General features: G+C 64.4%; 11 protein-coding genes. 7 read left to right on the top strand and 4 right to left on the bottom strand.

Annotated elements, in window-relative coordinates; genetic code table 11:
• The first annotated feature begins 125 nt into the window (after positions 1–125).
• The 5 genes from ACIOVF_RS19285 to ACIOVF_RS19265 all read left to right on the top strand — a co-directional run bounded on the left by ACIOVF_RS19285 (position 126) and on the right by ACIOVF_RS19265 (position 7,158).
• Positions 126–1,070, top strand: coding sequence for a LysR family transcriptional regulator (locus tag ACIOVF_RS19285; RefSeq protein WP_045196636.1), 945 nt, complete (start codon positions 126–128; stop codon positions 1,068–1,070).
• 84 nt (positions 1,071–1,154) lie between these two features.
• On the top strand, positions 1,155–2,567 hold the full coding sequence (locus ACIOVF_RS19280; RefSeq protein ID WP_401291649.1) for a DOPA decarboxylase: 1,413 nt from the start codon (positions 1,155–1,157) through the stop codon (positions 2,565–2,567).
• Between the two features lie 218 nt (positions 2,568–2,785).
• A complete protein-coding gene (locus ACIOVF_RS19275) occupies positions 2,786–3,955 on the top strand; it encodes a p-hydroxyphenylacetate 3-hydroxylase oxygenase component (RefSeq protein WP_401291646.1) in 1,170 nt (389 codons plus the stop codon).
• Positions 3,956–4,013: 58 nt separating this feature from the next.
• A complete protein-coding gene (locus tag ACIOVF_RS19270) occupies positions 4,014–4,961 on the top strand; it encodes a p-hydroxyphenylacetate 3-hydroxylase reductase component (RefSeq protein WP_401291643.1) in 948 nt (315 codons plus the stop codon).
• 103 nt (positions 4,962–5,064) lie between these two features.
• Positions 5,065–7,158, top strand: coding sequence for a TonB-dependent siderophore receptor (locus tag ACIOVF_RS19265; protein WP_401291640.1), 2,094 nt, complete (start codon positions 5,065–5,067; stop codon positions 7,156–7,158).
• A gap of 9 nt (positions 7,159–7,167) precedes the next feature.
• Here ACIOVF_RS19265 and ACIOVF_RS19260 read toward each other — a convergent pair whose 3' ends face one another.
• The gene (locus ACIOVF_RS19260) at positions 7,168–7,560 is read right to left on the bottom strand and encodes a VOC family protein (protein ID WP_045196649.1); all 393 of its coding nucleotides are present in this window, start codon (positions 7,558–7,560) and stop codon (positions 7,168–7,170) included.
• 98 nt (positions 7,561–7,658) lie between these two features.
• Between ACIOVF_RS19260 and ACIOVF_RS19255 the strand changes: the two genes are divergently transcribed.
• Positions 7,659–8,483 (top strand): class I SAM-dependent methyltransferase, encoded by an 825-nt coding sequence (locus tag ACIOVF_RS19255; protein ID WP_401291637.1) that lies wholly within the window; start codon positions 7,659–7,661, stop codon positions 8,481–8,483.
• Positions 8,484–8,526: 43 nt separating this feature from the next.
• Here ACIOVF_RS19255 and ACIOVF_RS19250 read toward each other — a convergent pair whose 3' ends face one another.
• Positions 8,527–10,467, bottom strand: coding sequence for a DNA topoisomerase III (locus ACIOVF_RS19250; RefSeq protein WP_401291634.1), 1,941 nt, complete (start codon positions 10,465–10,467; stop codon positions 8,527–8,529).
• A gap of 252 nt (positions 10,468–10,719) precedes the next feature.
• Between ACIOVF_RS19250 and ACIOVF_RS19245 the strand changes: the two genes are divergently transcribed.
• Positions 10,720–12,570, top strand: coding sequence for a polyurethanase (locus ACIOVF_RS19245; RefSeq protein ID WP_045196657.1), 1,851 nt, complete (start codon positions 10,720–10,722; stop codon positions 12,568–12,570).
• Between the two features lie 54 nt (positions 12,571–12,624).
• On the opposite strand, the gene ACIOVF_RS19240 is transcribed toward ACIOVF_RS19245, so the two are convergent.
• On the bottom strand, positions 12,625–13,902 hold the full coding sequence (locus tag ACIOVF_RS19240) for a bifunctional O-acetylhomoserine aminocarboxypropyltransferase/cysteine synthase (protein ID WP_045196659.1): 1,278 nt from the start codon (positions 13,900–13,902) through the stop codon (positions 12,625–12,627).
• 105 nt (positions 13,903–14,007) lie between these two features.
• Positions 14,008–14,664, bottom strand: a complete 657-nt coding sequence (gene alkB / locus ACIOVF_RS19235; protein WP_045196661.1) for a DNA oxidative demethylase AlkB — start codon at positions 14,662–14,664, stop codon at positions 14,008–14,010.
• Positions 14,665–14,938 lie beyond the last annotated feature (274 nt).

The raw sequence follows: 14,938 nt of genomic DNA, 5'->3' as shown, positions 1-14,938 counted from the left end.
CTAGCGCAGCGCCCCGGCAGTGGCTTGACTGAGCCTGCCGCCGGCCATGCACCGGCCTGCCAGGCGCTTTGTAATCTGCAAGGTTTGGCCTTAGGCTGCGGCATCCGCCTGTGCAGGAGCGCCCCTTGAACCCGATTTTCGCCTCCCTGAGCATCGCCCACCTGCGCGCGTTGCAGAGCATGCTGCAGCTGAAGAACCTCAGCCATGCCGCCGAGCGCCTGGGCAGCAGCCAGTCGGTGCTCAGCCGCCAGCTGGCACATATGCGCGAAGCCTTTGACGACCCGCTGCTGGTGCGCCAGGGCCGCGGCTATGTCTTGAGTGAACGCGGCGAAAGCCTGCTGCTGCCGCTGGGCCAGGTGCTGGCCGAGCTCGAGGCCTTGCGTCAACCGCAGGCCTTCGAGCCCAAGCGCTGCGAGCGGCGTTTTTGCCTGGCGGCCTCGGACTACATCGCCGAACACATGCTGCCGCTGCTGGTCAGCACCCTTGAGCGCGAAGCGCCGGGGGTGTCGATCGAGTACCGCACCTGGCAACCGGGGCAGTATGAACTGCTCGCCAGCGGCGAAGTCGACCTGGCTACCACGCTGTTCGACGATGCTCCGGCCAACCTGCATGGGCGCATGCTCGGTGAAGACCGCGCGGTGTGCCTGATGCACCGCGAGCACCCGTTGGCGGCAAAAACCGAACTGAGCCAGGACGATTACCGCGCCTGGAACCATGTGCGCATTTCCGGCGGTGGCGACAAGGACAGCTTTATCGACCGCCACCTGCGTGAGCAGGGCCTGAGCCGGCGCATCAGCCTGCAGGTGCCGTTCTACTCGGCGGCGGTGCAGGTGGTCGGCAGCAGCCAGGCGCTGGTCACCGTGCCCGAGCACATTGCCCGCCAGCTCAGCCGCCTGCATCCACTGACCTGGCGGCCGTTGGCGTTTGTCGAGCACAGCCAGCGCTACTGGGTGGTCTGGCACCAGCGCCTGCACGGCTCGGCCGAGCACCGCTGGTTGCGCAACCTGGTGTTCGAGCAGTGGCAGCAGTCGCAGTTCGGCGTGCACGGCGGCCATGCGCATTCGCCATAGCAGCTATGCGCGGGGCGGCGTTTTTTGGCGGTCAGCCAGGGCCTAGACTCAGGCCCACTTACCGCCAATAACAGGAGCCGCTGCATGAGCCCGGAAGAATTTCGCAAACATGGCCACCAACTGATCGACCTGATCGCCGACTACCGCCAGGGTGTCGGCGAACTGCCGGTGATGGCCCAGGTCGAGCCCGGTTACCTCAAGGCGGCCTTGCCCGGCTCGGCGCCGGTTCAGGGCGAGCCGTTCGAGAATATTCTCAAGGACGTAGACCAGTTAGTGATGCCCGGCCTGTCGCACTGGCAGCACCCGGACTTTTTCGGCTACTTCCCCTCCAACGGCACCTTGTCGTCGGTGCTTGGCGATTTTCTCAGCACCGGCCTTGGCGTGCTCGGCCTGTCGTGGCAATCGAGCCCGGCCCTGAGCGAGCTGGAAGAAACCACCGTGGACTGGCTGCGGCAGATGGTCGGTTTGTCGGCGCAGTGGAGCGGGGTGATCCAGGACACCGCGTCCACCAGCACCCTGGTCGCCTTGATCAGCGCCCGCGAGCGCAGCAGCGACTACGCCCTGGCCAAGGGCGGCCTGCAGGGGCAGGGCAAGCCGCTGATGATCTACACCAGCGCCCAGGCCCACAGCTCGGTAGACAAGGCCGCGCTGCTGGCAGGCTTTGGCAAGGACAACATCCGCTACATCGACACCGACGACGACTTCGCCATGCGCCCGCAAGCGCTGGCCGCAGCCATCGAACAGGACCTGGCCGACGGCCTGCAACCCTGCGCGGTGGTGGCCACCACCGGCACCACGGCAACCACCGCCCTCGACCCGCTGCAACCGATCGGCCAGATCGCCCGCGAACATGGCTTGTGGTTGCACGTGGACTCGGCCATGGCCGGTTCGGCGATGATCCTGCCGGAATGCCGCTGGATGTGGGACGGCATCGAGCAGGCCGACTCGATTGTGGTCAATGCGCACAAATGGCTCGGTGTGGCTTTCGATTGCTCGCTGTACTTCGTGCGTGATCCGCAGCACCTGATCCGGGTCATGAGCACCAACCCCAGCTACCTGCAGTCGGCGGTCGACAGCAAGGTCAAGAACCTGCGCGACTGGGGTATCCCGCTGGGGCGGCGGTTCCGTGCCCTGAAGCTGTGGTTCATGCTGCGCAGCGAGGGCATCGAGAACCTGCAACAGCGCTTGCGCCGCGACCTGGACAACGCCCAGTGGCTGGCCGAGCAGGTGCGCGGGGCCGAGGGCTGGGAGTTGCTGGCGCCGGTACAGCTGCAGACCTTGTGCATTCGCCATCGAGGTGAGGGCCTGCAGGGTGAGGCGCTGGATGCACATACCCGGCGCTGGGCGGATCAGCTCAATGCCTCGGGGGTAGCCTACGTCACTCCGGCGACCTTGCATGGCCGCTGGATGGTGCGGGTGTCGGTGGGGGCGTTGCCGACCGAGCGTGAGCATGTGGCTGAGCTTTGGCGCAATTTGCAGAACGTCGTGGCGGGGTGAATTTATCGCGGGGCAAGCCCGCTCCCACAGAATTGATGGTGTTCGCTGTGGGAGCGGGCTTGACCCGCGATGCTTTTAACATCCTATGAAAAGTACAATCTTGCCTATGGAAGTTGCATTTTCCCCCTGAGCCAAGCCTCCCATACTGGCCCCTGCATCCGCCGCCACCTGCCACTTCGCAGGCCCTGGCGGACATCCAATAATAAGCAGGGCCCCTCATGAAAAAGCCAAACCCGCTGCTCGAAGACCTTCGTTCGATTTTGCCTGCCATCGCCGCCAACGCCGCCCGTGCCGAGCAGGACCGCAAAGTCCCGGCCGAAAACATCGCCCTGCTGAAAAGCATCGGCCTGCACCGTGCCTTTTTGCCCAAGCCCTACGGCGGCCTGGAAATCTCCCTGCCGCAATTTGCCGACTGCATCGCCTTGCTTGCCGGCGCTTGCGCCAGCACCGCCTGGGCCATGAGCCTGCTGTGCACCCACAGCCATCAGTTGGCGATGTTCCCGGCCAAGCTGCAGGAGGAGATCTGGGGCGACAACCCCGACGCCACCGCCAGCAGCAGTATCGCCCCGTTCGGCAAGGTCGAGGAGGTCGAGGGCGGCTTGCTGTTCAGCGGCGAGATGGGCTGGAGCAGCGGCAGCGACCATGCCGAGTGGGCGATTGTCGGCTGCCGTCGGGCCAATGCCCAAGGCACCCAGGACTACTGCTTTGCGGTGCTGCCGCGCAGCGACTACGAGATTCGCGACGACTGGTTCGCCGCCGGCATGAAGGGCAGCGGCACCAAGACCCTGGTGATCGACAAGGTGTTCGTCCCCGAGCACCGCATCCAGAAAGCCAAGGACATGATGGAAGGCAAGTCGGCAGGCTTTGGCCTGTATCCGGACAGCAAGGTGTTCTACTCGCCGTACCGGCCGTATTTCGCCAGCGGCTTCTCGACCGTCAGCCTCGGTATCGCCGAGCGCATGCTCGAAGCCTTCCGCGAAAAGACCAAGAACCGTGTGCGTGCTTATACCGGGGTCAATGTCGGTGCCGCCACACCCGCGCTGATGCGCCTGGCCGAGTCCACCCATCAGGTTGCCGCCGCTCGCGCATTTCTGGAAAAAACCTGGCAGGAACACGCCGAGCACAGCGAACGTCACCAGTACCCGACGCGCGAAACCCTGGCGTTCTGGCGCACCAATCAGGGCTATGCGGTGAAGATGTGCATTCAGGCGGTCGATCGTCTGTTCGAAGCCGCTGGCGGCACTGCCTGGTTCGACAGCAACGAAATGCAGCGGCTGTGGCGCGATGCGCACATGACCGGCGCCCATGCCTACACCGACTACGACGTTTGCGCGCAGATTCTCGGCCGCGAGCTGATGGGCCTGGAACCTGATCCAAGCATGGTCTGATAGGCCTCGCCAATAACAACAATGACGGCTGCCGCGCACGGCAGCCGGGGAGTCTTGCATGTCTACCGCAACCGCATCGGCCTTCGACAGCCGCGCCTTTCGCCGTGCCCTGGGCAACTTCGCCACCGGCGTCACCGTGGTCACTGCCGCCGACGCCCAGGGCAACCTGGTCGGCGTCACTGCCAACAGCTTCAACTCGGTATCCCTCGACCCGCCGCTGATTCTCTGGAGCCTGGACAAACGCTCGAGCAGCCTGGCGGTGTTCGAGGCGGCCAGCCATTTTGCCGTGAACATCCTCGCCGCCGACCAGATCGACCTGTCCAACAACTTCGCCAAGCCCAAGGATGACCGTTTTGCCGGTATCAGCTACCAGGCAGGTGAGGGCGGGGCGCCGATCCTCGCCGATTGCTCGGCGTGCTTTCAGTGCGAAACCCAGCAGCTACTCGACGGTGGCGATCACTGGATCATGCTCGGCAAGGTGGTGGCCTTCGATGACTGCGGCCGCTCGCCGTTGCTGTATCACCAGGGCGCCTATTCCATGGTGCTGCCACACACGCGCATGACCCGCCGCGAAGAAGGTCAGCCGCCGAGCAGCCACTTCCAGGGGCGCCTGAGCCATAACCTGTACTACCTGATGACCCAGGCCCTGCGCGCCTACCAGGGCAGCTATCAGCCGCGGCAATTGTCCAGCGGCCTGCGAACCAGCGAGGCACGGATGCTTATGGTGCTGGAGAACGACGCCGGGCTGAACCTTGCCGACCTGCAGCGCGAAGTGGCGATGCCGGCGCGGGAAATCGACGAGGCAGTGGCCAACCTCAAGCGCAAGGGCCTGGTGTGCGACAGCGAAGCGGCCGGGCATGTGCGCCTGACCATTGCCGGTAACGACCAGACCGAAGGCCTGTGGAGCATCGCCCGCGAGCAGCAGGACAAGGTGTTCGGGCAATTCAGCGAAGAGCAGATCGCGTCCTTCAAGACCGTGTTGCAGGCGGTGATTCGTAGCTGTTGAGGGGTGATCGCGGGGCAAGCCCGCTCCTACAGGGGCTTGCGCTGTGCTGCTTTTATCTTTCTTCTTAAATTGTTATGTTATTACATAATTTTAAGGAGCCCTCATGAACTACCCCGTAGGAAGGTTATCCCTCGGCCTGTCCGCCTCGCTGCTCGCTTTGCCAGCTGCCGCTGCCGATACCGTGTTGCTCGACGCCCTCAACGTCAACGAACGCCACTATGAAGAAAGCGCGAGCGGCCCGGTGCAGGGCTATCGTGCAACCCGTTCGGGCACCGCGACCAAGACCGACACTGACATCCGCGACACCCCGCAAAGTATCGCCGTGGTGCCCAGCCAGGTGCTCGAGGACCTCAACAGCACGCGCATCGACCGCGCCCTGGATTTTGCCGGCGGGGTCAGCCGGCAGAACAACTTCGGCGGCCTGACCTTCCTCAACTACAGCGTGCGTGGCTTCACCACCGGCGAGCTGTACAAGAACGGCTTTGCCGTCAACCGCGGCAGCTACAGCGCCCCCGACACCTCCAACATCGAGCGCATCGAAGTGCTCAAGGGCCCGGCCGCCAGTCTGTACGGGCGCGGCGACCCCGGCGGGCTGGTGAACATCGTCACCAAGCGTCCGCAAGCCGAAGCCTTCACTCGGTTCAAGGCCAGCGCCGGCAGTTGGGACCGTTACCGCAGCAGCCTGGATGTCAACACGCCGCTCAGCGAAGACGGCCGGGTGTTGTCGCGGGTCAACATGGCGGTCGAAGACAACGGCAGCTTTCGCGATTACGTCGGTAGCGAACGGCGCATTGTCAGCCCGTCGCTGAGCTGGCAGTTGAGCCCCGAGACCCTGCTGTCGATCGACACCGAGTTCTCGCGTACCGAGTCGGTGTTCGATCGCGGCATCCCGGCGGTCAACAACGAACTGGGCTCGGTCAGCCGTTCGACCTTTCTCGGCGAGCCCAACGACGGGCGCATCCGCAACGACAACCAGACCCTCGACCTGACCCTGGAGCACCACCTCAACGACAGCTGGAAGCTGCGCCTGGCCAACCACTACACCCAGGGCCGGCTCAAGGGCAACAGCTCGGAACCGTCCCGAGTGGTCGGCACCAGCATCAGCCGCTTCTACCGCGAGCGCGATTTCGAGTGGAACGACAACATCACCCAGGCCGAACTGCATGGCCAGTTCCAGTTCGCCGGCTGGGAGCACCAGAGCCTGCTGGGCCTTGAGTACGAGAACTACCGCAACAGCCAGAAGTACCCGCAAAGCGCCACTTCGCTCGGCTATGGCCTGGACATCTACAACCCGGTGTATGGCCAGGCGAAACCGGCGCTGATCAACCCTAATGATTTTTTCGAGCGCACCGAGAGCTACGCGCTCAACCTGCAGGACCAGATCGCCTTTACCGAGCGCTTGCGCGCTCTGGTGGGCGTGCGCCTGGAGCATATCGAACAAACCGCGCAGAACCGCTCCACGCGCGTCAGCAACACTCAGGAAAAGGACGTCGCCACCCCGCGCGTGGGTCTGCTGTATCAGCTCACACCTGAAGTCGGGGTATTCGCCAATGCCTCGACCTCGTTCAAGCCCAACAGCATCGGCACCCAGGGCCAGATCTACAAACCGGAAAAGGGCCTGGGCTATGAAACCGGGCTCAAGCTGGACCTGTTCGACAGCCGCCTGGGGGCGACTGTCGCGCTGTTCCAGATCGACAAGGAAAACGTCATCACCACCGATGCCTTCGGCGACAGCATCGCCGCCGGCAAGGCGCGCAGCCAGGGGCTCGACCTGCAGTTCAGCGGCCAGTTGAGCGAAGCGCTGCGGGTGATCGGTGCCTATGCCTATATCGATGCCGAAGTGACCAAGGGCGATGCCGCCTTGCCCAAGGGCAGCGACTTGCTGGGCATCCCGCAACATAGCGGCAGCCTGATGGCGGTGTATGAGTTTCAGAGCGGACCATTGCTTGGCTCGGACATTGGCGCTGCAGCCAACTACGTCGGCGAGCGTTCCGGCCAGGCCGGCAGCAGCTTTCGTTTACCCAGCTACAGCACGGTCGACCTGCTGGCCCATTACAAAGTCAGCGAACAGGCCACGGTGGGCCTGAACCTGAACAACCTGTTCGATCGCAAGTACTACGAGCGCGGCTACAACGCGGTGTGGAACATGCCGGGGGAGCCGCGCAACTTGATGGTCAGCCTGAGCCTGGCGCTGTAACGGCTGCGATCAGATGCCAACCGGCGTGCACAGCTCCACCAGGGTGCCATCGGGGCAGCGTACATACGACAGGGTTTGCCCCCAGGGCTTGGCTTCGGGGGCCTTCAGCGCCACCGCGCCCGCCGCCACGGCGCGGGCATGGGCGCTGGCAACGTCGTCGGTAACCAGGGCAATCTCCATACCCAATGGCTTTGTCGATTCGCTGGCCGCCAGCACGCCGCCGGCAAAGTGACTATTGCCCAGGGCCAATGACGCAAAGGCGAGGGTGGTGGCGCCGGTGTCCAGTTCGCCATAGTCGCCGGACTCATGGAGAAAGCGCCGGCTCAAGCCGAAGGCCTGCTCGAAGAAAGCCAGCGAGGCGGCGACATCGGGGACGTAGACGATGGTGTATCCGAGTTTCATCAATGCATCCTTGATTGAGGAGGGTGTGGGCGGTTTATACAGCACTTGCCCAGGCCTTGGGTACGCCGCTAAGGTTGCGGCTGCAAAGGAGCGCCAAGATGACCGACCCGATCGAACTCAACCGTCGCAACTGGGATGAGCGTGCGCCGCTGCATGCCGCCTCCGGCGACTACGAAGTGGAAAACTTCGTCGCCGACCCCGCGCACCTGTCCGAAGTGGTGCGTTTCGACCTGCCGCGCCTGGGCGATATTCGCGGCCAGCGCGCGGTGCACCTGCAATGCCATATCGGTACCGACACCTTGTCGTTGTCGCGCTTGGGCGCCGAGGTCAGCGGGCTGGATTTTTCTGCACAGTCCTTGGCCCAGGCGCGGGCCCTGGCGCAGCGTTGTGCCGCGCGGATCGACTATGTCGAGGCGGATGTCTATGCCGCCGACCAGGTGCTGCCAGCCGCGGCCTTCGACCTGGTGTACACCGGTATCGGCGCGCTGATCTGGCTGCCGAGCATCGAGCGCTGGGCGCGTACCGTGGCGGCTTTGCTCAAGCCTGGTGGCCGACTGTTTCTGCGCGAGGGCCATCCGATGCTGCTGGCGGTGAACGAGGACCATCAGGACAAGCTGGTCATCGAGTACCCGTACTTCGAGCGCGAGGCGCCGACGGTGTGGGACAGTGGCGAGACCTATGTCGAGACCGACGGGGTGCTGGAGCAGACGGTAACCCACGAATGGAACCATGGCCTGGGCGAGATCATCAGCGCCTTGCTCAAGCATGGGCTGCAGATTACCGCACTGGAAGAACATGACAGCATTCCCTGGGAGGCGCTGCCAGGGCAGATGAGCAAGGACGAAGGCGGCGAGTGGTCGCTGGACAAGGATCGCTGGCGCTTGCCGTTGAGTTATACCTTGCAGGCGGTCAAGCAGGGGTAGGATGTTGGCCGTAATGGCCTCATCGCTGGCAAGGCCAGCAATCTCACTGCGCTTTTGCCTTCGGCTTGCGCGTTCGCTTGCCTGCCGCAGCGCTGCTCTTGCGCTTTTTCTTCCACGGCGTGCCACCGCGCCCGGCCGGGGTCGCCGGGCCGCTGATGGTCAGGCGCAGGCCGGCACAACGCTCCACCTGCTTGCTCATCCACGCTGATTGCTTGGCGACGAACTCTTCAAGGCTCATTTCGCCGCTTTGCACCATGTCCAGCGCCTGCTCCCAGATCGCCGTGGTGCCTGGGTCGGCAATTGCCCGCGGCACCGCATCGATCAGGCTGAAGGCTGCCGGGGTAGCGCTCAGGGCCTTGCCGTTCTTGACCAGGTAACCGCGATCGAGCAGGCCCTGGATGATTCCGGCACGGGTGGCCTCGGTGCCGATGCCGGTGGTGTCCTTGAGCTTTTGCTTGAGGCGCGGGTCGTCCACCAGCTTGGCGACGTTCTTCATGGCCTTGATCAGGTCGCCCTCGGTGAACGGCTTGGGCGGCTGGGTCCAGAGGTCCTTGAGGGTGACCGCGGCCACCGTGCAGTCCTGGCCTTCGCGCAGTAGCGGCAGTACCTGGGCCACCGGCGCCTCACGGCCTTTGGCCGGGGTCAGGGCCTCGGGTAGGGCGCGGCGCCAGCCCGGCTCGACAATCTGCTTGCCCACCGCGCGCAACGCCTGGCCTGCGCAATCGAACTCGGCCTGGGTACGGTCGTATTCGTGGTTGGGCAAAAACTGCGCCAGGTAGCGGGCGCGGATCAGGGTGTAGACCGCCTTGTGTTTGCCCGGCAGGCGCGACGGGTCGCTGGCGGCGGCGGTGGGGATGATGCCGTGGTGGGCACTGACCTTGGCATCGTTCCAGGCCCGTGAACGGCGCTGGGCCTGCAGGTGCGGCTGCAGCGGCGCAAGGCTGGCGTCGGCGCGCTGCAAGGCGGCGAGAATGGCCGGCGCCTCGCTGTGCTGGCTTAACGGCAGGTAGCCGCAGTCGCTGCGCGGGTAGGTGATCAGCTTGTGGGTCTCGTACAGGGCCTGGGCGATGTCGAGGGTTTCCTGGGCGCCGAGGCCGAACTTCTTCGAGCACAGCTCCTGCAAGGTACCCAGGTCGAAGGGCAGCGGTGCGGCTTCGCGCACGCGCTCGGTGGCCACTTTGACCACCCGCGCACTGCTGGCCGCGCCGATGGCGGCGGCGGCCTGCCGGGCCAGGGCCGGGTTCAGGCAGCGGCCCTGGTCGTCACAGGCATCTTCGGCGGCGCGCCACTGCGCGGCGAATTGCTCGCCGGCGCTTTGCAGCTGCACGTCGATGGCCCAGTAGGCCACCGGCACGAAGTCAGCGATGCTGCGGTCGCGGTCGACCACCAGGCGCAAGGTCGGCGTTTGCACCCGACCCACCGGCAGTACGCCCTGATAGCCGGACTGGCGACCGAGCAGGGTGAACAGCCGGCTCATGTTCATGCCGATCAGCCAGTCGGCCCGCGAGCGGCCCAGGGCCGAATGGTAGAGGCTGAAGGTTTCGCTACCGGGCTTGAGCGCCGCCAGGGCCTTGCGGATGGAGGCGTCGTCCAGTGCCGACAGCCACAGGCGGTTGATCGGCCCGCGGTAGCGGCAATGCTCGACCAGCTCGCGGGCGATCATCTCGCCTTCGCGGTCGGCGTCGGTGGCGATCACCAGTTCGCGGGCCTCGCCGAGCAGGCGCTTGACCGCCTTGAACTGGCTGGCGGTCTTGGGCTTGACCAGCATTTTCCACTTTTCGGGCACGATCGGCAGGTCGGCCAGTACCCAGCGCTTGTAACGCGTGTCGTAGCTGTCGGGTGGAGCGGTCTCGAGCAAGTGGCCGATGCACCAGGTGACGGTAACCTCGGTGCCGACCCAGCAGCCGTCGCCACGGCGGTTGGCGCCGAGAACCTTGGCGATGTCTTTGGCCTGGGAAGGCTTTTCGCAGAGAAACAGGCGCATGCCGTTCGATCTATGGTGGGTGAGGGCCATAGGATGCGCAGGATTGAAGGGCGTGGCAAGTTTTATCTGTATGGATATACAGCTTGATATTGCCGGTGCTGACGAGGAATCCCCCGCGCTTTTGGCCAGCTTGCCATCGATGTTGCCATGGACGGGCCAATTGCCCCTGTGGCAGCGTTTGGGTTTGCCCACGGGTGTGTCAACGGACGATGTCGCCAGGGTTACCTGCCACCTGCACAAGGATGTATAGCCATGCCTGTTTTCGATTACCGCCACCTCGACAGCGCCGCTTCCAAAGCCCTCTACAGCGACGCCATGGCGCTGACTCTGTATGCCTACCACGGCATCGACAACGGCTTTGCCGTTGGCTACCAGCAGCACGGTTTTGGCCTCGGTTTACCGGCCACCTTGATCAAGGCGCTGATCGGCGGCACCGACAGCCAGGGCGCGATCCCTGGCATCCCCTGGAACCCCGACGCCGAAGCCCAGGCCCTGGCCGCGGTAAAGGCGGCAGGCTGGACGCCGATCAGCGCCAGCCAGCTGGGTTACCAGGGCACTACGGATTTTCGTGGCACCTTCCATGGTGAAACCCGCGGTTACACCAGTGCCCAGGTCGAGATACTTGGCAAGTACGACGCCGCCGGCCAGTTAAGCGGCCTGGGCATCGCCTTTCGCGGCACCAGCGGGCCGCGGGAAAACCTGATCGGCGACACCATCAGCGATGCCATCCACGACCTGATGGCGGCCTTTGGCCCGGCTGACTTTGCCAAGAACTACGCCGCCAATGCCTTCGGCCGGCTGTTCGATGATGTCGCCCGGTTCGCCCAGGCCAACGGCCTGAGCGGCAGCGACATCACCGTCAGTGGCCACAGCCTCGGTGGCCTTGGTGTCAACAGCCTGGCCGAGCTTAGCAACGACACCTGGGGCGGGTTCTATCAGGACGCCCGCTACGTTGCCTTTGCCTCACCCACCCAGGCCAGCGACAGCAGCAAGGTGCTGAACATCGGCTACGAGAACGACCCGGTGTTCCGCGCGCTCAATGGCTCGAAAACCGACTGGGCAACCTTCGGCGTGCACGATGCGGCCAAGCCTTCGAGCACCGACAACATCGTCAACTTCAACGACCACTATGCCTCCGATGCCTGGAACCTGCTGCCGTACTCGATCGGCAACATCGCCACCTGGCTCTCGCACTTGCCGAGCGCCTACGGCGACGGCCTGGGGCGGGTGCTGGACTCGGCATTCTATGAATGGACGGCCAAGGACTCGACCATTGTCGTCAGCAACCTGTCCGACGTTCGCCGTGGCTCGACCTGGGTCGAGGACCTGAACCGCAACGCCGAAGCGCACAAGGGCAGCACCTTTATCATCGGCTCCGACGCCGGCGACCTGATTCATGGCGGGCGCGGCAATGATTACCTGGAAGGGCGCGCCGGCAACGACACTTTCCGTGACGATGGCGGCTACAACCTGATCGACGGCGGCGCCGGCCACGACACCTTGAAGCTCGGCCAGGCGCTGGACAAATTTGATGTCGCCCGTGATGGCAACGGCACCCTGTACCTGCGTGACAGCAGCGGCGGCATTAGCCTGGTCAAGCAGGTCGAAACCCTGGTCAGCAAGGAATCGAGCCTGCTGTTCTTCAGCAAGCAAGTCAGCCACCAGATCGACCCGGCGGGGCTGCTGAGCAGCGGCAAGGTTCACGCCTACGCCGCCAGCCAGAACGGTACGCCAGGCAATGACAGCCTCAAGGCGGGCGCGCAAGGCCAATGGCTGTTTGGCCTGGACGGCAACGACCATCTGCAAGGTGGCCGTGGCAACGATGTGTTGGTCGGTGGCGCCGGCAATGACGTGCTGGTATCGGGCGGTGGCAGCGACACCTTCCTGTTCAGCGGCCACTTCGGCCAGGATCAGGTGCAGGGCTTCGACGCCAATGACCGACTGGTGTTCATCGGCGTCGAAGGTGGCACGGCGCAACCGGACATTCGCCAGCACCTGAGCCAGGTGGGCAGTGATGCGGTGCTGAGCTTCGGTAGCGATAGCGTGACCCTGGTCGGGGTGTCGGCAGATAGCCTGAGTGCGGCGCAGGTGGTGATCGCTTGAGTCCCCGCTGCGCCCGCTAGTCTCATCAGGCCGCGCTGATGTCGCCGGATGGCATCAGCCGCGGCTGGCCTCCAGCGCCTGGCTCAGGTCGGCAATGATGTCATCGCTGTGTTCGATGCCGATCGACAGGCGCACCATGTCCCGCGGCACGCCGGCGCGTTCGAGTTCTTCATCGTTGAGCTGGCGATGGGTGGTGGAGGCCGGGTGGCAGGCCAGGGATTTGGCATCGCCGATATTGACCAGGCGCACCACCAGCTGCAGCGCATCGATAAAGCGCGCACCGGCCTCCTGGCCGCCCTTGATCCCGAACGACAGGATCGAAGCCGGCTTGCCTTCAGTGTAGCGTTGGGCCAGTCCATGTTCAGGGTGATCAGGCAGACCGGCGTACTTCACCCAAGCGACCTGCTCATGGCCTTGCAGATAGTGGGCGACCTTAAGCGCGTTCTCGGTGTGCCGCTCCATGCGCAGGGCCAGGGTTTCCAGGCCTTGCAGAATGAGGAAAGCGTTGAATGGCGACAGCGCCGCGCCGGTGTTGCGCAGCGGCACCACCCGGCAGCGGCCGATAAAGGCCGCAGGGCCAAAGGCTTCGGTGTAGGTCACGCCGTGGTAGGACGGGTCGGGGGTGTTGAGCAGGGCGAAGCGCTCTTTGTTGTCGGCCCAGGGGAACTTGCCCGAGTCGATGACGATGCCACCGATGCTGGTGCCGTGGCCGCCGATGTACTTGGTCAGCGAGTGGACGACGATATCGGCGCCGTGCTCGAACGGCCGGCAGAGGATCGGCGTGGCCACGGTGTTGTCGACGATCAGCGGTACGCCATGGCGGTGGGCGGCATCGGCCAGGGCCTGGAGGTCGACGATATTGCCGGCCGGGTTGCCGATCGACTCGCAGAACACTGCCTTGGTGCGGCTGTCGATCAGCGCTTCGAGGGCGGCGATGTCGTCGTGGGCGGCAAAACGGGTCTGGATGCCGAAGCGCGGCAGGGTATGGGCCAGCAGGTTGTAGGTGCCGCCGTAGAGCTTGGCCACCGAGACGATGTTGTCACCGGCTTCGGCCACGGTCTGGATCGCGTAGGTGATCGCGGCCATGCCCGAGGCCACGGCCAGCGCACCGACGCCGCCTTCCAGCGCCGCCATGCGCTGTTCAAGCACGTCGTTGGTGGGGTTCATGATCCGGCTATAGATGTTGCCGGCGACTTTCAGGTCAAACAGGTCGGCACCGTGCTGGGTGTCGTCGAAGGCAAAAGAGGTGGTCTGGTAGATCGGTACCGCGACGGCCTTGGTGCTCGGGTCGGGGCTGAAGCCCGCGTGGATGGCCAGGGTTTCCAGCTTCATGCAATCGTTCCTTGAAAGTCGGGGGAAGGGGGCTAGAGCATGGAGCGGCCAGGGAGCGACGGTCAAGGCCTGCAGGCGCGGGCTTGCTACGCAATTTCGAGCTGCCTAGCCTGCCTTGCGCAAGGTCAGGTTGATCCGCCGGCTGCCCAGCACAGGGTGACTGCCCGGTTTGAGCGGCAGCACGCCATGAAAGCGCAGGCGGTCTGCGCCGCCCCAGACCATCACATCGCCATGGCGCAAGCCGATGCGCTGCGTGGCTTCGCTGCGGCTGTGGCCGCCGAACTGGAACACCGCCGGCAAACCCAGCGACACCGAAACAATCGGCTGGCTGTAATCGCGTTCATTGCGGTCCTGGTGCAGGCTCAGGCGGTTGCCCGGCTGGTAGCAGTTGACCAGGCAGGCATCGGGCTGAAAATCGGCAAAGCCTGCGGCTGCAGCGGCCAGCGCTGCCAGCTCGCTCAACGCCGCTGGCAGCGCTGGCCAGGGCTGCTGGCTGAGTGGGTCGACCGGGCTGTAGCGATAACCGCGGCGATCACTGACCCAGCCCAGCGCCCCGCAGTTGGTCAAACCTACCGCCATGTTCAGGCCACCGGGGGTGACCATGTGCCGAAACGGCGCGCAGGTGATGATCTTGCGCAACTCAGGCAGCAGCGCCTCGACCCAGGCCAGGGCAAAGCCGGGCAACACCACGGCCTGCTTGCCGATCCATTGCGGCTCGGCGGGGCTGGCGGGGTTGAACAGGTCCAGTTCGGTTTGCATCATAAGCAGCAATCTGGGCAGCGGATGGTGTGTAGAGCCTGTATAGTAACGCGCTTTGGCGCCTGTGCTGTCACCCTGTTACTTGCGCGCAAAGCCCGCACTGCAGGGCGCCCGAAGCCCCTCGAAGAAAAAAATAAAACTTTTTGAATTCAAGGGGTTGCCAGAGCAGGGGAATGAGTACATAATTGCGTCCATCGAAAACGAGGCACGAAAAAAGCCTAGCGTTTTCAAGGAGATAGCAGTTTTAGCAAGTTGTTTCCTTAAAGAGTTGTACATG

The organism is Pseudomonas sp. NPDC087612, assembly GCF_044743505.1.
GTDB lineage: Bacteria > Pseudomonadota > Gammaproteobacteria > Pseudomonadales > Pseudomonadaceae > Aquipseudomonas.
This window is presented reverse-complemented; position numbering and strand designations above follow the sequence as displayed.

What these genes read in the sequence shown, in the direction of transcription:
- ACIOVF_RS19280 (WP_401291649.1), top strand. Translation starts at nt 1,155, where the DNA reads ATGAGCCCGGAAGAATTTCGCAAACATGGCCACCAACTGATCGACCTG.
- ACIOVF_RS19275 (WP_401291646.1), top strand. Translation starts at nt 2,786, where the DNA reads ATGAAAAAGCCAAACCCGCTGCTCGAAGACCTTCGTTCGATTTTGCCT.
- ACIOVF_RS19270 (WP_401291643.1), top strand. Translation starts at nt 4,014, where the DNA reads ATGTCTACCGCAACCGCATCGGCCTTCGACAGCCGCGCCTTTCGCCGT.
- ACIOVF_RS19265 (WP_401291640.1), top strand. Translation starts at nt 5,065, where the DNA reads ATGAACTACCCCGTAGGAAGGTTATCCCTCGGCCTGTCCGCCTCGCTG.
- ACIOVF_RS19260 (WP_045196649.1), bottom strand. Translation starts at nt 7,560, where the DNA reads ATGAAACTCGGATACACCATCGTCTACGTCCCCGATGTCGCCGCCTCG.
- ACIOVF_RS19255 (WP_401291637.1), top strand. Translation starts at nt 7,659, where the DNA reads ATGACCGACCCGATCGAACTCAACCGTCGCAACTGGGATGAGCGTGCG.
- ACIOVF_RS19250 (WP_401291634.1), bottom strand. Translation starts at nt 10,467, where the DNA reads ATGCGCCTGTTTCTCTGCGAAAAGCCTTCCCAGGCCAAAGACATCGCC.
- ACIOVF_RS19245 (WP_045196657.1), top strand. Translation starts at nt 10,720, where the DNA reads ATGCCTGTTTTCGATTACCGCCACCTCGACAGCGCCGCTTCCAAAGCC.
- ACIOVF_RS19240 (WP_045196659.1), bottom strand. Translation starts at nt 13,902, where the DNA reads ATGAAGCTGGAAACCCTGGCCATCCACGCGGGCTTCAGCCCCGACCCG.
- alkB (WP_045196661.1), bottom strand. Translation starts at nt 14,664, where the DNA reads ATGATGCAAACCGAACTGGACCTGTTCAACCCCGCCAGCCCCGCCGAG.